Source organism: Paenibacillus sp. FSL H7-0442 (assembly GCF_038593105.1).
GTDB lineage: Bacteria > Bacillota > Bacilli > Paenibacillales > Paenibacillaceae > Paenibacillus > Paenibacillus polymyxa_D.
Genome location: NZ_CP151963.1, coordinates 3,904,470 through 3,920,177, shown reverse-complemented (window position 1 = coordinate 3,920,177; position 15,708 = coordinate 3,904,470). Strand labels below are relative to the sequence as shown.

At 37.4% G+C, this 15,708-nt stretch carries 18 protein-coding genes; 16 read left to right on the top strand and 2 right to left on the bottom strand.

What is annotated here, in order from left to right; genetic code table 11:
- The first annotated feature begins 80 nt into the window (after positions 1-80).
- The 3 genes from MHH57_RS17325 to MHH57_RS17315 all read left to right on the top strand — a co-directional run bounded on the left by MHH57_RS17325 (position 81) and on the right by MHH57_RS17315 (position 3,503).
- Positions 81-620, top strand: a complete 540-nt coding sequence (locus tag MHH57_RS17325) for a CueP family metal-binding protein (RefSeq protein WP_069010533.1) — start codon at positions 81-83, stop codon at positions 618-620.
- Positions 621-904: 284 nt separating this feature from the next.
- Complete coding sequence (locus MHH57_RS17320; protein WP_342434330.1) at positions 905-2,968, top strand: methyl-accepting chemotaxis protein; 2,064 nt, start codon at positions 905-907, stop codon at positions 2,966-2,968.
- 154 nt (positions 2,969-3,122) lie between these two features.
- Entirely contained in the window at positions 3,123-3,503 is a 381-nt protein-coding gene (locus tag MHH57_RS17315; RefSeq protein WP_342434329.1) for an immunity 22 family protein, read from the top strand.
- 198 nt (positions 3,504-3,701) lie between these two features.
- Here the strand turns inward: MHH57_RS17315 and MHH57_RS17310 are convergent, their stop codons facing one another.
- A complete protein-coding gene (locus tag MHH57_RS17310; RefSeq protein WP_290409353.1) occupies positions 3,702-3,908 on the bottom strand; it encodes a hypothetical protein in 207 nt (68 codons plus the stop codon).
- On the opposite strand from MHH57_RS17310, the gene MHH57_RS17305 reads away from it, so the two are divergent.
- From MHH57_RS17305 to MHH57_RS17270, 8 genes are all read left to right on the top strand, one after another.
- Positions 3,897-3,983 carry a hypothetical protein gene (locus MHH57_RS17305; protein WP_342435183.1) on the top strand — a complete coding sequence of 29 codons (87 nt, stop codon included), beginning with the start codon at positions 3,897-3,899 and terminating at the stop codon, positions 3,981-3,983. The genes MHH57_RS17310 and MHH57_RS17305 overlap by 12 nt on opposite strands.
- Before the next feature lie 243 nt (positions 3,984-4,226).
- Entirely contained in the window at positions 4,227-5,306 is a 1,080-nt protein-coding gene (locus MHH57_RS17300) for a hypothetical protein (protein WP_137078963.1), read from the top strand.
- Between the two features lie 226 nt (positions 5,307-5,532).
- Entirely contained in the window at positions 5,533-6,534 is a 1,002-nt protein-coding gene (locus MHH57_RS17295; RefSeq protein ID WP_137078962.1) for a hypothetical protein, read from the top strand.
- A gap of 361 nt (positions 6,535-6,895) precedes the next feature.
- Positions 6,896-8,674: an AAA family ATPase gene (locus tag MHH57_RS17290; RefSeq protein ID WP_137078961.1), complete on the top strand. Its 1,779-nt coding sequence runs from the start codon at positions 6,896-6,898 to the stop codon at positions 8,672-8,674.
- 170 nt (positions 8,675-8,844) lie between these two features.
- Positions 8,845-9,216 carry a hypothetical protein gene (locus MHH57_RS17285; RefSeq protein ID WP_040103232.1) on the top strand — a complete coding sequence of 124 codons (372 nt, stop codon included), beginning with the start codon at positions 8,845-8,847 and terminating at the stop codon, positions 9,214-9,216.
- A gap of 196 nt (positions 9,217-9,412) precedes the next feature.
- Positions 9,413-9,796 (top strand): nuclear transport factor 2 family protein, encoded by a 384-nt coding sequence (locus MHH57_RS17280; RefSeq protein WP_209950154.1) that lies wholly within the window; start codon positions 9,413-9,415, stop codon positions 9,794-9,796.
- Between the two features lie 197 nt (positions 9,797-9,993).
- Positions 9,994-10,806: a DUF2785 domain-containing protein gene (locus tag MHH57_RS17275; protein ID WP_209950155.1), complete on the top strand. Its 813-nt coding sequence runs from the start codon at positions 9,994-9,996 to the stop codon at positions 10,804-10,806.
- Between the two features lie 272 nt (positions 10,807-11,078).
- Complete coding sequence (locus tag MHH57_RS17270) at positions 11,079-11,471, top strand: VOC family protein (protein ID WP_209950156.1); 393 nt, start codon at positions 11,079-11,081, stop codon at positions 11,469-11,471.
- Between the two features lie 233 nt (positions 11,472-11,704).
- Here the strand turns inward: MHH57_RS17270 and MHH57_RS17265 are convergent, their stop codons facing one another.
- Entirely contained in the window at positions 11,705-11,992 is a 288-nt protein-coding gene (locus MHH57_RS17265; RefSeq protein ID WP_029515468.1) for a DUF6809 family protein, read from the bottom strand.
- 153 nt (positions 11,993-12,145) lie between these two features.
- Here MHH57_RS17265 and MHH57_RS17260 point away from each other — a divergent pair, with 153 nt between their 5' ends.
- The 5 genes from MHH57_RS17260 (at position 12,146) to MHH57_RS17240 (ending at position 15,671) form a co-directional block, all read left to right on the top strand.
- Positions 12,146-12,370: a helix-turn-helix transcriptional regulator gene (locus MHH57_RS17260; RefSeq protein WP_010345209.1), complete on the top strand. Its 225-nt coding sequence runs from the start codon at positions 12,146-12,148 to the stop codon at positions 12,368-12,370.
- 150 nt (positions 12,371-12,520) lie between these two features.
- Positions 12,521-13,213 (top strand): hypothetical protein, encoded by a 693-nt coding sequence (locus tag MHH57_RS17255; protein WP_290415792.1) that lies wholly within the window; start codon positions 12,521-12,523, stop codon positions 13,211-13,213.
- A 212-nt stretch (positions 13,214-13,425) separates the two neighbouring features.
- A complete protein-coding gene (locus MHH57_RS17250; RefSeq protein ID WP_013372320.1) occupies positions 13,426-14,238 on the top strand; it encodes a class I SAM-dependent methyltransferase in 813 nt (270 codons plus the stop codon).
- Positions 14,239-14,504: 266 nt separating this feature from the next.
- On the top strand, positions 14,505-15,035 hold the full coding sequence (locus MHH57_RS17245) for a hypothetical protein (protein WP_209950157.1): 531 nt from the start codon (positions 14,505-14,507) through the stop codon (positions 15,033-15,035).
- Positions 15,036-15,182: 147 nt separating this feature from the next.
- Entirely contained in the window at positions 15,183-15,671 is a 489-nt protein-coding gene (locus tag MHH57_RS17240; RefSeq protein WP_069010394.1) for a hypothetical protein, read from the top strand.
- Positions 15,672-15,708 lie beyond the last annotated feature (37 nt).

Below are 15,708 nucleotides of genomic sequence, written 5' to 3'. Positions count from 1 at the left end.
TGACTTCAGTACCGTATTTTGTCCGTTACGGCGCGTTCTACATTATAATGTTTAAAAACGGACAAGGAGATGAACTCCAGATGAAAAAAGGAATCTTGGTCGCTTCAGGGTTGGTTGTTGCGGCATTGGGCACGTACCTGATTGCAGGAAATATGCAGAAAGAAGGAGCGGACAAGCTTGGGACAACAGATATCAAGCAATTGGTGCATGATTTCAGCGCAGGCAAGGCAACAGGTCAATCCGCTTCCATTAATTCCAGTCAGTTAATTGTTAATGGAGACAATACACAACCCATAACTTATAATTTGCCTGACAACGAGTTTTTTGTTTCGATTGCGCCATATGTAGACCAGACCCACCCTTGTGCAATTCATAGTCTAACCGGCTGCCAAGGCGAAATAAAAAACGGAGAATTCAATGTGACCGTTCACGACTCCGAAGGGAATGTCATCATGGAGAATGCTGCCATGAAATCACAACCCAATGGTTTTATTGATCTATGGCTGCCGAGGGATAAAACCTACCGCATTAGCGTCAATCATGAAGGTAAAACGGCTGAAACTGAATTCTCTACATATGAGAAAGACGATACATGTATCACAACGATGCAGTTAGGTTAACGACAGAGAATAAAGGGGTTGAGCTTACTGATCGCTCGTACACTTTAAGTCCACATAACCCTGCGTTCATACATAGCTTTTAGTAAAGAGCCTACGTCTGACGGAGGCTCTTTGTGCTGCCCTAATCTTTTGCTGGAGTTGCGGAACAGGTTAGGTGGGAATCTATGAGGAATCAGATAGCGAAACTTTAAATTGTATATACTAAAAACCTATTGAAATAGCTGCAAACTTCCGACATATTATCTAAGAGCTTTTCGCTCAATATTCCTCGGGGAGATGGCAGCATGTCACAAAATATGAAGAAGCGCGTATCCAGATCATCCAGCATCGCGAACACATTGGCCATGGTCTTGTTAGTTATTATCGTTGTCGTCTTTGCAATCTTGGGGACGTTCATGTTTGCAAGCACGCGAAGCATACTTGTCAAGCAGCAAGAGGCCATGCTCCAGACCAAGACGCAGGCCATCGTTAGTCAATTCGATGCGTTGTTTAAGGAAAAGGGCTCACTTGTCCAGCAAATGTCAACGAACAACACTTTTAAGCAATATTTAGAAACCACCCCATCGGCAGAAATGGTGAAAACTTCTCCTTATGCTGCGGAAACAGTAGCGACTTTGGCAGCCATTGTAAAGGCAGAGCCATCTTTTGCCGACGCCTGGATTGCAGGAATATCTGGTAAAGGCTTCTTTCTTCAGAATGATGGTGTTGCTTCCAAACCGGATTTCGATATCCATACACGCCCGTACTTTAAACCGGCAGTTGAAGCAAACGGTTTATACTACTCAGAACCCTATAAGGACGTCAATTCGGGTAATGTGCTCATGGGCATTTTCTATCCGATCAAAGATAGCAGTAACCAATTAATCGGATTTGCTGCTGTCGATATTGCTTTCAAAGACATCCCTGCCGTTATGCAAAGCTATTCGCTTGGAAGCACAGGCTATTCAATTCTTGCATCCAAAACAGGTGATATTTTGTATCACCCCGATCAAAATAAAGTGCTGAAAGAAAAGATTAACGAAAGCACAGGTGATCTTAGGGAGATCGGAAAGAAGATGATTGCTGGTGAGTCCGGAGTACAGCTCATTAATGATAATGGGGAACGTCGTTATATCGGGTATGCAACCAGTAAAGACACGGGGTGGTCCGTAGGTGTAACTATTTCTGAACAAGAGGCGCTCGCAGAATTAAAAGCCTTTACCTGGATTACGATTGGCGGTTTTGCTGCAGCCACCATTCTGCTGGTTGTGATTTGTTATATAACGCTCCGCTATCTGTTGAGATCAATCCCGAAATTGCTTGCCAAAATCAAGCTGATTGAAAATGGAGATTTGACCGTTCCGTTTGATACGCATTCCAACAACGAAATCGGGCAAATTTCTCAAGGGGTTCACAATATGGTTCAAAAAATTCAAGGCATGCTCCAAATGGTAGGCGGCTCAGCTCAAGTCTTGAATCAGTCTTCAAATGATTTGCAATCCATTTCTTCCAGAACCGCAATCACGATGAACGATACTGCGACAGCAATTAATGAAATAGCCAATGCAACGAACTACCAATCCATCGAAACGGATAACATTTTACAAAAAACCGGAGCCTTATCCGGCCAAATTGACGAAATTGCCAATGATACGAAAGCCATCGAATCGATGGTGCAAACCTCTGCCGAACAAAGCGGACAAGGGCTTGCAGTAGTAGATCAGCTATCCAAATGGGCGGAAGAAAATCACAATTCTACCCAAGCGATGTCGGCCATCATTCAGGATATCGATCTGAGCCGTCATGAGATTTCGGGGATCGTGGATACGGTCAACCAAATTGCAACACAGACCAACCTACTGGCGCTCAATGCTTCTATTGAAGCTGCGCGTGCAGGAGAACAGGGCAAAGGGTTTGCTGTGGTTGCCGGGGAGGTTCGCAAGCTGGCTGAGCAGACGGCACTAGCGACACAGGAAATCTACAAGAAGGTCCGTGTGATTGAAGAAAAAACCAGTGTATCGGTTGAGCATACCGTTCATGGTCTGAAAATTGCAGAAGAAAATGCCAGATCGGTAGAGGACACCAAGCAAGTATTCTTTAGCATTAACAAAGATTTGGAAGATTTGAAATTGCGAATGATCCAGATCAGCACGAACACCTCCAAAGTCCACAAGCACAAAGATGAGATTTTGCAGGCGCTGGAGATCATCTCTTCCACCACCGAAGAGAATTCCGCTTCAACCGAAGAGGTCAGCGCTAGCACGCAGGAACAATTGGAGAGCTTCGAACAGGTTGCTGAACTATCCAAACAATTAAACCAATTGTCCACTAAGCTGCAAGACGAATTAAAACAGTTTAAGGTTGAGTAACAAGGCTAGGCATGATTTTGACTAAATATACAGCAAAGCCCGCGTTCAGCGGGCTTTTTAGCTTCAACAGCTGTTGTGGGGTAGAGGGCATGGTAGCTGGTGCGGGATACAGATAGACCATATGTATAAACTGAAATATTAGCGGGGTGAAGATATGAATTGCTTTGAAAAAAATATGGTGTCCGTCTGGTACGGTCACTTTGCCTCTGAAGATGAGTTGTTTGAATATGTTGAGATCAAATACCCGGAAGATGAGAATGAGAATATTTTTAGCGGTTTTTTAAATGACCATGAAATAGATGATTTTGACGAAGATTTTGCTGAAGGAGTCTTTCTGGTTGATGGGTCAGATGATGGTATAAAAGATGTTTCCTATGTTGATTCTTTTTTATCTCCACTATTACATGATTTGAGTAAAATAGATGGTAAATATAATTCGTTGCTCTTTATATATGATTGTAATACAAGCGGTTTATCTGAAAACAATGGCGACAAAATGCGCTTTTTAGCCGCGTATCCTTATACAAGAGATTAACGTTACACTATTCTTTTGACTTCGGAGTCTCATTCCAAGTAATTATGATAATGAAAATTGAACTTAAAGGATCAATAATTTGATCCGAAAGAATCAGGGCCTTAAGGTGAATTTCCATCTTAAGGCCCTTTTTTTAGATTTCCAAATTTTTGAACGGCTGATATACTAAGGAGACAAGCGAGATGAAGATTACCTACTTTATCGGAATGAAGCAGGAAGGTTCGGCAAACGCTGCTTTCCGAAGCGGCGTTTGCGGCGGTCGAGCAGTACATAGGGGATAGCTGCCGGAAAACTGGCTGTTTCCAGGGCAGAGGGAAGGCCGTCACCTGACAGAACGATCAGCGCAGAAAGTGTTTGAAAAAAGCGCTGGTTGAAGCGGATATTCGCAGACAGATGAGCATTCATTCGCTAAGGCATTGCTTTGCGACCCACTTACTGGAGAATAGGATCGATCTTCACTATATATTCAGGAACTGCTAGGGCATCAGAGTGTGCGAACGAGGAGCGGTATACACATGTGAGTAGACAGGACATTGGGCGGATTCAAAGTTTGTTGGATCGGCTGGGCAGGGTGAAGGATTGAAACGCAGAAAGTGCGGGAATCAGGAACAAAGTGCAGGATTCACGAAGTTCGTGAATATGACAAAGAGAACATTTTTTCTGAGGTTCGTAAATAAGTAGTTATCGGAAATTAACGCAACTTCGAATGATGGAGGAATACTTATGAATGAAGAAGTAAGAATGAGATCTTTAGGACTCTCACAATCTGAAATAAAATCATTCAAAAATATAAAAGTTGAATTCAACAAATTAACAGGAACAATAATGAAAAAGAGCCGGGCGGATTCTAAAAGATTGAGATGTTATATCTGTAATACTGAGTGCAGTAGTTTTTGTAATTCCCATTCAGTTCCAAGATTTTGTTTGGACAATATTGCAATAGATGGCCGCCTACTTTATTCAGGCAATTTAATTGACTCAGTTATGTTTGATAAACCTAAAGGGATCAATGAAGCAGGGACATTTAAAATAATATGTAACGATTGCGATAGCAAAGTTTTTAAAAATTACGAAAACCCTGAAAACTACTTTAAAGAGCCGAATGATAAAATGCTTTCACAAATGGCTATGAAAAACTATTTGAAGAACATTAGTAAAAGAGAACTTGAAAATGCACTATATCCTAATATTGAGCAGTTACCGGGCGAATTTGTGGAATACATTCACTCTATTAATGAGCTTGATTTAAAAGAGTATGTTATGGGATTTGAATACTCTAAAAAGGCTACGGTATCAAAATGGAATGATCATTTTTACTTGGCTTATTTCGAATCTCTTGACTATGTTGTTCCAATAGCTTTTCAGAATTGTGTATCATTAATAGCTGATTTTGAAGGTAACACTATAAATGATATCTATAGCGGTTCTCAAGAGTATCTATTAAGTGAAATGCACATAAGTGTATTGCCATTTAAGGATCATAGCGTTGTATTGATTTTTATAAAAAATGAAGAGAAGAGATACAGAACTTTCTTTAGGCAGTTTAAAAAGCTCACAATTCAGGAAAAATTAAAAGTGATTAATTATATAATTTTTAGCTATTCGGAAGATGTCTTTATTTATAAAGGATTAGATAAAGAAATTTTAGAGAACCAAGAATTAAGGAAGGTAGCGCAACAGACAAATGTGGCTGAAGCAACTACTCCATTTGCTAATTCACTTGAAGAAGCTAAAAGAGTATTCGATCTACAGAATAGAAATTCGATTCCTAATTTATTGGATAAATCTTATAAAGTAAGATGAAATTTTCAGTAGAATCGAAGAAGGCGTTAACATCCTATAGCATAATATTCACGCTGCGGGCATACGCCCTGGATCCGGCGCTCGCCGGACACCCAGCATACGCTGGGTCGTGAATACAGGAACGTTAGGTGAAACTCTTGAAAAACTATAAAAATGAGAAGATGGCTGGTATAAGATTTGTTAGATAGATTTTAGAAGACCAAAACGTTATATAAGGAGACAGGTAATGAAAGAAGAACTTACATATATACAAAGTGGGAAATACAATTATTTGGATAGAACTAATATCACCAATATGGTTTATTTGTGCTCATGTTCTGCACTTTCATTTCATAAAAGTCTTATTGGTTTATCAGAATTAAGGGCCCTTGAATCAGTTAAAGATGTAGAGAGTGCTGGGGGATTAAGAATTAGTAGGGCAGTTTTGACTTACTACTCGGTGTATCATTTATTTATTTCGTTAATGTTATTAGATGAGCGTTTTAACTTAAAAGTTCCCAAAAGGTTATGCTCGAACGGTATTGTAAATCTTGGAGTCAATTTTAATGATTTATCAGATCCCTCCGAATTACCAAATGTATGGAATGAGTTTAAATTACTTGAACAAGACCTTTCAACACTGATAACACATACTGACGTTAAAGAATATTGTGATTGTTTAAGAGAAGAAAGTGAAAAATTGGATGAGGTATTTAGAATACTTTATAACAACTTTATATTTGCTGATGAAAATAAACCAAATGAAAGTATTAAAGGGCTTTATGAAAAGCTTTGTTATGTAAGAGACAGAGCTATATACCGACCTTCTAATGTAATTGATGTAGAGGGTGGATATATTCAAACCTCGAAGTATGTCAGAAAAGAAATAGATGAATTACCTGATTCGGCATATATATTCGACGTAATCAGGAAAATTTACAGGGAAATATTAATAAAATCCAATATCAAAGGGAGGAGTATGTATAAATCGTTCTATTCCCTGCTTTGGGTTAGTCATGTTTTCGAAACGGTAGAAGAAGTCAAAAAACTCGGTATTACTGATAGCGAAATAGATGAATTGAGATTTATGAAGTCCTTCAATGCAGATGAACTGAGCTTTAGTAGTTATATTTCACAATTGATTGAATTAGTAAACCCAAACCGTCTATTTAGTGATTTGGAAGATTTTTGGAATGAATTAATTAGAATGTCCATGGAACATTATGGGGCGTCAGAATGGCATTATTAGAACCGCACTCGCTCGAGTTCGTGTTGTTAAAGAGCGTTAGGAGAAATTTTTGAAGTTTTTATAGAAACGATCAAAAAACAAATAAAAAGTATTCTCCGCAAGCTAACTGAAATTATCATCGGATTTGCATCAAGGTACTAGTGAATTTTGTCAAAGAAAGAGTAAAAAGACTTACGAAGAACTGGTGAATTTATTCGAAGATGCCGTTAGCCTCGCCTAACATAGTGTTCAAGCAGCAGCTCCTTTGGAGCCTTGGTCTGCGAGAAGGATTTCAGGGAAGCATTTTAGCAGACAACCCTTCGGGGTTCATGAATACAGGAACGTTATACGACAGAACAAATAAATAAGGAGAAGGATATTTATGAGCTATATTAGAATAAAAAGCATTAGTGTTGAAAACTATAGATCATTTGGAACAAGACAGACAATACATTTTCCTGATCAGAATCATAAGAAACCTGTAGCTATCGTTGGGTATAACAATTCAGGGAAAACAAATTTTCTCAACGCAATTCTATATGGGATAAAAGAGAAAAATGTTAATAAGGATACATTCACAATTAACGATTTTCACAACCGTGATTACAATAATCGTCCTTTTATTGAAACTGAAATTGAAAGCAGCATAGAAGTTAAAGGAGACGGAAACCAAGCAGAGCTTAAAGGATTTCATTCATTAAGAATAAGCGTAGTGGATAATGAAATTGAGCACGCTGGAGTCCGATCTTTTCGTGACAAGGAACAATTAACAAAAAATCCTGATGCTTCGGGAGCAGCAAAGTATTTTAGGATTTTCTATGTGAATTTTCATGATGTAAAAAAAGAGTTATCAACAAAGAAGACTACCTGGGGAAATCTTACTTCGTTTTTAGCGAAACATATTAAAAAAATTGTTGAAGCAGATGCGAATATGAAAGGAAAAAGGAAAACTTTTGAAGGAGAAGTGAAGGATTCAACTGATAGGGTTCTAGCAGATTCGAAGTTACACAGTTTTCTTGAGGATATAAGGTCAAATTATTCAACAAATCTAAGAGACAGTAATTTTTTTATAGGTTTTGAATTGCCTGATTATGAAGATATTTTTTTGGATATGATTTTTAAAATCGGTTTAAATGGTGATACCGAAAACCTTATTTCTATAGATCATTTCGGTGATGGATATATTTCTATGTTTGTTATGGCTATCATTCAAGCAATTGCTGAGAGCAACAAGAGTGATAAATGTTTATTTTTATTTGAAGAGCCTGAAAGTTTCTTGCATGAAAATCATCAAGAGTACTTTTACAAAACTGTCCTCTGTAACTTGGCAGAAAAAGGGCATCAAGTTATCTATAGTACTCACTCGGACAAAATGATAGATGCTTTTGATACACGAGGACTTATTCGTTTTGAATTTGATGATGAAGCACACGAAACAATTTTGAAATATAACAAACCAGATGAGAATATTTCAGAAGCTGATTTAGAAGGTTTCTCTTTGGATCAAGTAGCAGACTTTAATAATTACATTAAAATGATAGAGCCAAATTTGAATAAAATTGTGTTCAGTCAAAAGGTGGTTTTAGTAGAGGGGCCAAATGATTTACTGACCTACAAAGAAATTATAAAGAAAAAGGTATATCTGTTAACTAAAGATTCTATGTATTCAGAGACATACTTAAACTTTAAAAACATTTCTATAATTCCTCATCATGGTAAGATTACAGCCAGAATCTTGGTTAAGTTATGTAAACATCTTGGAGTGGACTTTTTTTGTATAAATGATTTTGACTTCAAAAACAATTTCATTTCAGAACTTTTATTTGATTCACTTGAAGATTTAAAGAAAAGTGAATTATACACAAAAAGGATATTGGATTTAGAAGAATTTAATTCTAAAGGCAAACTTCTAAGTGACAGTACAAAACGACAAATGGTTACTACAAATTGGGGATTAATTAAAGAAGCTTCTTTGGAAAAAATACATTTCAACATTCCTAAGTTAGAAGCTGTGATAGGTTACGAATCAAATGATAAAAGCAGTTTAGGCATATGGACTAAACTCCAAGAAACATCAGAATTCGGAGAAGAAATTTTTCCAACATCTCTAAAGAAATTCGTTGGAATTGAAACTTTAGAACAAGCATGTTCCAAACATTAATCGAATCAAATACTTCATGTAAATTCAAGTAATGTTCCGTCGTATAACATAATATTCACGCTGCGAGCATTCGCTCTTGGTCCGGCATTCGCCGGACACCCAGCGTGCGCTGGGTCGTGAATACAGAAACGTTATGTGTAATTATTGAAAAGATCATGGAGGGGAAATCTATGAAAAAGAAAGAATATAAAGATAGATTAATTGAATTACTTAATGAAGGAATTGAAGAACTAACAACAGACCAAGTAATCCACAAAACGAAATTATTGATTTTTGAATATGAGAAAAAACAAGCGTATAGTACAGAAAATAAGGGGAGACCTTGGACAGATGAAGAGTTAAGAGTAGTATTATCATTTGCCGCAACTAAAGAAAACATACTGAAGTTGGCCAAAGGATTTAAACGTAGTTACGGGAGCATTGAACAAATTTTTAGATGGGCTGTAACCACCGATGAAGAGATTATAAATAAGGGAAGGGAAGATGATAGTTTTATAAAACAGATTAGAAGATTGTATAAAGAGATGGGTTGGAAGGCGTAAATTAGAATGTCAATCAATGGAGTGATAACTACACATAACATAATATTCAAGCTGCGGCCCCGTTGGAGCCTAGGTCTGTGAGAAGGATTTCGGAGAGGCATTTCAGCAGACAACCCCTTTGGGGTTCATGAATACAAAAACGTTATCTGAAATCAGGACAAATATGTAATATCAAAATCTAGGAGTGTGATTCGACTTGGAGAACTCAAATTTAAAAGATCTTATTGAAAAATACCTGAGCGCATATAACACGTTTAACATTGATGGAATGATAGGAGTTTTGAATGAGAATATTCATTTTCGAAACATTTCTAAAGGTGAAGTGAATTCGGAAACAAAGGGGATTCAGGAATTTCGCACATTAGCAGAGCAGTCAATTCAGGTATTTTCTCAAAGGCGTCAAGTAATAAAGAACATTACTTTCACAGGAGATAAAGCAGAGGTTGACATTGATTATGAGGGAATATTGTCCAGTGATCTCCCTAATGGAATGAAGGCAGGAGAAACATTAAAACTTCAAGGGAAATCAATATTTCAAATGAAAGATAAGAAGTTGATACTGATTGAAGATCATAGTTGAAACACTGTTGAAAGTTATTCATAGATTACCCTGAAATCAGATAACAATATATTCACGCATCGGGCATACGCCCTCGGTCCGGCAGAAGCATTTCAGGGAAGCAGAGGCTGCTGGACACACTTGGCATACGCCAAGCGTCGTGAATAGGGGAACGTTATCGGAAATTCGGGGGGAACCCTAAAAATAAGGAGAAATAAATGAACAGCATTAAAAGATTTCTAAAAGATGTAAGAGATAATAATTATAAAGTTCCTAATGGAACAGACATAGATCAAGTAGTTCATGAAATGATTAAACACATTGGGTCGATTGATGACGAATTAAGGGATAAGCTCATTTATGGAACTTTATATAGATGGATAATGAATCAAGAACTAAGTATAGAATTAGTCAGACAAGTATTATACGTGACTTTAGATGATGATCATTTATTCTATGGAATTGGTGATAACGATCAAGATACAGTGTTTACACGTTCTTTTTCAGCCCTGTTCATTCCGCTTGCTTTACATTATAACGATATTTTTAATTATTTAACTGAACATGAATATGAATATATTTACTCTAGAATGACATTATATTTTGAACTTGAGAAGGATTTTAGAGGATATATATTAGATAAGGGATGGGCACATTCGATTGCACATGCTGCTGATGGTTTAGATTCTATTTCAGCCGCATCTTATTATTCTCAGAAACATTTATTGGTTATTTTAGAGTTGATAGGGGAAAAGGCTTGTGTTAATAACTATTATTTTATAAACGATGAAGATGAAAGAATGGCAGAAGTAGTAATTCAAATTGTAAAGCGTGATATCCTTATGAAAGATATTTTAATTAATTGGGTGCAACAGCTTGGGGGCATTGAAAGATTAGAAATATATCCGCAATATTACATAATTAGAGGGAACATCAAGAATCTTTTGCGAAGTGTATATTTTAAATTACTGAATATTAGCGGATCTGAGGATATAACTAAAGAAATACTAAAAACATTAAACCAGCTCTAAAAAAACTAAACTTTAGTTAAATCGAAGAAGTCCCGAACATCCGATAACACAACACTCCTACTGCGGGCATTCGCCCTTGATCGCTAGGAGGATTTGCAAGAAGATTATTCAGGCGATACATTCAACCAGCTAAGTCTGACGACCTGTTCCCTGCGGTCACTTAAGCTGCTTGAACGTCAGGAATGCCAAACGTTATCAGAAATTGGGGCTTTTAAGTATAATATATATAAGATCAGAGATCCACATCTAGGTAATTCGAGGAGGCAAAGACAATGTTAGTTAAAGGCTTCAATCATTTGACCATTAATGTCAAGAATCTGGATAAATCATTGGATTTTTATACTCAGATTCTTGGATTGATGATTAGACATAAAGGAAATAAAGATGCATATTTAGAATGGGGAACTGCTTGGATCTGCCTAGTTGAACAAGAAAATTACTCTGAGAATATAGAGAGAAAGTTAGGATTTGACCATATAGCTTTTTATATTGAAGAGGAGTATTTCATGGATGCTGTTAAGGTACTTCAAGAGAATGAGGTTCACATAGTGAGAGGCCCTATACAGAGAGGATTAGGTTGGACAATCAATTTCTTAGATCCAGATGGAATACAGCTTGAATTACATACTTCAAATTTAGAAGAAAGAATGAAGATATGGAAATAACAATAATACAAGAGATAATGTAGGTATTCTGAAGGGGGCCCCAACATCTGATAACATTGCATTCAACGCAGCGGGGCGGGACAAGCCCGACCCTTGGTCCGGCAGAGGGATTTCGGAGAAGTAGAGGCAGCCGGACACATCCGACTTCGTCGGACGTCGTGAATACGGGAACGTTATACGACAGAATCAGAAATAATAGAAATAGAAATAGAAAAAGAGGGTCATATGACCCTCTAAATACTAGAATTTTGCAATTCACTAAATAGTTGTAGAGCATCTTTGAAACCTTGTATGTAGATACTTCTTTCTAGGATGGATTGTAGAGAAATTTGGGCGTCTTCGTAAAGAAAAACCGTATGTTGAAGTTGATCGGGCAAAGCATCACGAAGCGTTTTAAAATATTGATCTGTCTCCGAAGAAAGCTGAGTGTACTCCTTATGACACTCCAGAAGCTCAGTATAGAGTAATTCTAAACGTATTCTTATAAGCGGCTCTGTTAATGATTCTAATGTATTAATCATATGTTATTCCTCCTCCAATTAACTCTACAGAGTTATTATATAACCTTATAAAGTTAATTGCAAGGTGAATATTTGACGTTATAGAGTTAAAACTTCGCTTTTCGTTGATGATTGCTGGTATGGGAGATAAGATAGAATTATGGAGGGGAAAAGATGAACGTAATCAAGTGCAATATACGAGAACTCATGGCAGAACATCGAATAGATGATATAACAGAATTGATGGCGAAATCGGGCTTAAGTCGGAATTCAATCAACAAGTTGTATAGGGAAACGAATATAGAAACAACAAAGCTGGAAACTTTATTCAAGCTATGCGATACATTTAACTGCAAATTATCAGATTTAATTGAGTATGTACCCGAAGAAAACCAGTAGTGAAGAAGCGATTCCGTCATATAACATAATATTCAAGCAGCGGCTCCTTTGGAGCCTTGGTCTGCGAGAAGATTTCAGGGAAGCATTTCAGCAGACAACCCCTTCGGGGTTCATGAATACAGGAACGTTAACTGAAATTCCGACAAGTTCATGATTGAAGGAAATATCAAAGGAGGAATTAATTTGCCTTGGCCTATGGTACACTTTGCAATTTCAGAAAACCTTTCTATTAATGACCCCTCACCCAATTTTTTATTAGGCAGTATTGCTCCGGATGCGATTCATATGAGAGGGAAGGTATCCAGGGAAGAAAAAGGTGTGACTCATCTCGTACATAACGATAAATTACCAGCCAAGGAATTGATCATGGAGAAGTGCAAGGAATATTTACTGAAGCAAGCGGGGCCAGAATGGAAGGACTTTGTTATAGGTTACTTTTCACATATTTATACAGATTTAAGGTGGACAGATACCGTCTATTTCGATTTTGAGAAAAACTACAGAGGCGAAAAGAATGATATTAGAAAGACATATAACCTTGAAGTTAGCCAAGTAGAATTTGATCTCTTAAGATCAATGGGAAGTACTGAAAAACTGTTTACAAAACTCTTAAAAGCTAAGGGATATACAATAAATCCTTACATTACGCAGCTTGAAGTCAATCAGTATAGGGATAATAAGGTGAGATGGCTGCAAGATCTAAAGAATGAACCTCATATAGCACCTATCTATTTTAAAGCAGAAATTATTAAGATCTTTGTTAGTGAAACATCAAGGGAATTGAAAGAACTATTTAAAGACCAGAGTATTGATTATTTCGAAGGAGGCCGGAACATTAGTTAACATCGTATATACGCTGCGTCCTGACGGCCTTGGTCTGCAAGAGGGATTTTGAGGAAGCCTATTCACCAGACAACCCTGCACCACCTAACCGCATCGCGGCCGGACCTACGGTCCTTAAGGTGGTGAGGGTTCGTAGATACACAAACGTTATCAGAAATTAATGCAAATCTGAAATGCTCAAATATAAATATCTACTAAGAGAAGGTGCCTTCATGGACAAGAATTCATTAAATAGAAGAAGCATTATTGTTGACGGGGAAAATGGTGTCGGCAGCTCGGAAGACTTAAAAAAGAATGTTGTTCATAAAACAAACAGCCTATATTGGGATACCAAAGGCAATGACTTCTTAAAAGCAATCGTGCTCCCTTATTATGGAGCATTTATCTCAGAAGAAAATTGCCAGCTCTTTGGTGATATCTCAGGAAAAAAACTGCTGGAGATCGGCTGCGGAAATGGTCAATCCTTGCAATATCAAGGGGAACGAAACGCATCTGAACTATGGGCTGTGGATATTTCAGAAAGACAAATAGAAAAGGCAGCGCAACATTTGAAGTCATGTGGAATAGCAGCAAAATTGATATGTTCTCCCATGGAAGAAGAATGCGGCATCCCGACGGATTATTTTGACTATGTTTATTCAATTTATGCCATAGGTTGGACCACCGATCTTGAGGGTACCTTTCGACGAATATCTTCTTACCTTAAAAAAGACGGGCTATTTATTTTCAGTTGGTCTCACCCTATACACAGATGGGTTACTACAGAAAATGATAGGTTTGTAATTAATAAGAGTTACTTTAATGAAGGTTGGTATCCGGTGGCAGTTGATGAAGGTGAGCTATTGTTAGCGGACCGTATGCTGTCAACTTATGTAAACGCGCTTGCAAAAGCTGGGTTTGTAATTGAGCTAATGATTGAGGAATGTGATTATGAGTTTATGCAATTGCGGGATGATAACAGCGATATGGCAAAGAGAGCAAAAATGCTTCCAGTAACTTTTGTGATAAAGGCAAGAAAACTATAAGATATAAAAACAAAAGCGAAACTGACTCCAAGATTTTTAGAGGTTCGAGGAAGGTATTGACATCCGATAACAAAACATTCACGCTGCGGGTCGCTGTCGCGCCTCTTGGTCCGCCCGAGGATTTTCAGGGAAGATTAACAGGCGGACAACCCTGCACTGCCTAACCGCATCGCGGCCGCTCCCGTTGGTCGCTTAAGGCAGTGAGGGTTCGTGAATACAGGAACGTTAAGTGAAATTCCGAGGCAAAATTGAAAGGAAGCTAGAGGATGATTAATGGAGATCAATTAAATCAATTTGAGACTGCAAAAAATTATCAAGAAGCCTTTCTGTCAACGAAAAGAGAGTGGGACAAAGGGAAGCGTGACTTGAGTATATGCTTGAATTTAGCTTTTATATCCTGGTATTTGAGTGTCGAATCTGGAAATACGTTTGTTACTCAGGGGCTTGATGATAACGATTATGAAATGATTGAATTGACATTAAACGAAATTACAGAAGAAGGGATACATAATTTCTCGAAAGAGACGCAGTTTTTATTGATTTTCGGTTATATGATCACTTTGTTTCCTCATCATTTTGGAGACTATGAGCATTGGGAAAGCATAGGGAAAAACATGCTGTCCAAAGCATACGAGTTGGAACCAAGTGATCCAATAATTGAAATGGTTTTTCTTGCGGACAGTATGAGAAGTGAAGGTTATAAAAATGCTTGTTTAAGAGCAAAAGAACATATTAAAGACAGATTTAAGAATAAAGGATTAATGGATAAATATTTTCAAGACGTATTTGATAGGTAATTCAGAGGAACATCACTTAACATAATATTCACGTTGCGGACATTCGTCCTTGGTACGGCAGGAGCCGGACACCTCAGCATACGCTGTGGTCGTGAATACAGAAACGTTATCTGCAATTTCTCAAATATATTTAGGGAGGGAGAAGTAATGAAAAATCATGATGATGAAAAATCTGCCTTAGAAGAAGCTGCCGTTAGCATCTTTGTAGATTTATATAATTTAAATCGCGAAGATCACTTAGAAGTAATAGAGAGACGTGAGCGTCCAGATTATATCTTAAAGAGCATAAAAGATGGATTAGTAGGTCTAGAAGTAACTCACCTATTCTACGATGCCGACGAAGCTAAAATGTTATTTGGAAGATCGGCTGAGGAAATGCATGGATTAGAAAATTCAGCCAGCTATATGCAGGTTCTTAATGAACTACTGAAACAGAAGGAAAAAAAGATAGAGAAGTATGATGCTGCATATCCAATAGCGCTTTTAATTAGGAACGCTTCACCTATATTCGGAATGAGTGATTTTCTTAGAAATAAAAATGAGATATACAAGCCAGAAAAATACACTCATATTTGGTTTGTTTCAAAAGACGGAAATGATAATGAATGGTCGTTAAAAGACTTGCTTACTGTTTAGTCAAAGAAGTGAGAAACAGCAGATAACATAATATTCA

What these genes read in the sequence shown, in the direction of transcription:
- MHH57_RS17325 (WP_069010533.1), top strand. Translation starts at nt 81, where the DNA reads ATGAAAAAAGGAATCTTGGTCGCTTCAGGGTTGGTTGTTGCGGCATTG.
- MHH57_RS17320 (WP_342434330.1), top strand. Translation starts at nt 905, where the DNA reads ATGTCACAAAATATGAAGAAGCGCGTATCCAGATCATCCAGCATCGCG.
- MHH57_RS17315 (WP_342434329.1), top strand. Translation starts at nt 3,123, where the DNA reads ATGAATTGCTTTGAAAAAAATATGGTGTCCGTCTGGTACGGTCACTTT.
- MHH57_RS17305 (WP_342435183.1), top strand. Translation starts at nt 3,897, where the DNA reads ATGAGCATTCATTCGCTAAGGCATTGCTTTGCGACCCACTTACTGGAG.
- MHH57_RS17310 (WP_290409353.1), bottom strand. Translation starts at nt 3,908, where the DNA reads ATGAATGCTCATCTGTCTGCGAATATCCGCTTCAACCAGCGCTTTTTT.
- MHH57_RS17300 (WP_137078963.1), top strand. Translation starts at nt 4,227, where the DNA reads ATGAATGAAGAAGTAAGAATGAGATCTTTAGGACTCTCACAATCTGAA.
- MHH57_RS17295 (WP_137078962.1), top strand. Translation starts at nt 5,533, where the DNA reads ATGAAAGAAGAACTTACATATATACAAAGTGGGAAATACAATTATTTG.
- MHH57_RS17290 (WP_137078961.1), top strand. Translation starts at nt 6,896, where the DNA reads ATGAGCTATATTAGAATAAAAAGCATTAGTGTTGAAAACTATAGATCA.
- MHH57_RS17285 (WP_040103232.1), top strand. Translation starts at nt 8,845, where the DNA reads ATGAAAAAGAAAGAATATAAAGATAGATTAATTGAATTACTTAATGAA.
- MHH57_RS17275 (WP_209950155.1), top strand. Translation starts at nt 9,994, where the DNA reads ATGAACAGCATTAAAAGATTTCTAAAAGATGTAAGAGATAATAATTAT.
- MHH57_RS17270 (WP_209950156.1), top strand. Translation starts at nt 11,079, where the DNA reads ATGTTAGTTAAAGGCTTCAATCATTTGACCATTAATGTCAAGAATCTG.
- MHH57_RS17265 (WP_029515468.1), bottom strand. Translation starts at nt 11,992, where the DNA reads ATGATTAATACATTAGAATCATTAACAGAGCCGCTTATAAGAATACGT.
- MHH57_RS17260 (WP_010345209.1), top strand. Translation starts at nt 12,146, where the DNA reads ATGAACGTAATCAAGTGCAATATACGAGAACTCATGGCAGAACATCGA.
- MHH57_RS17255 (WP_290415792.1), top strand. Translation starts at nt 12,521, where the DNA reads ATGATTGAAGGAAATATCAAAGGAGGAATTAATTTGCCTTGGCCTATG.
- MHH57_RS17250 (WP_013372320.1), top strand. Translation starts at nt 13,426, where the DNA reads ATGGACAAGAATTCATTAAATAGAAGAAGCATTATTGTTGACGGGGAA.
- MHH57_RS17245 (WP_209950157.1), top strand. Translation starts at nt 14,505, where the DNA reads ATGATTAATGGAGATCAATTAAATCAATTTGAGACTGCAAAAAATTAT.
- MHH57_RS17240 (WP_069010394.1), top strand. Translation starts at nt 15,183, where the DNA reads ATGAAAAATCATGATGATGAAAAATCTGCCTTAGAAGAAGCTGCCGTT.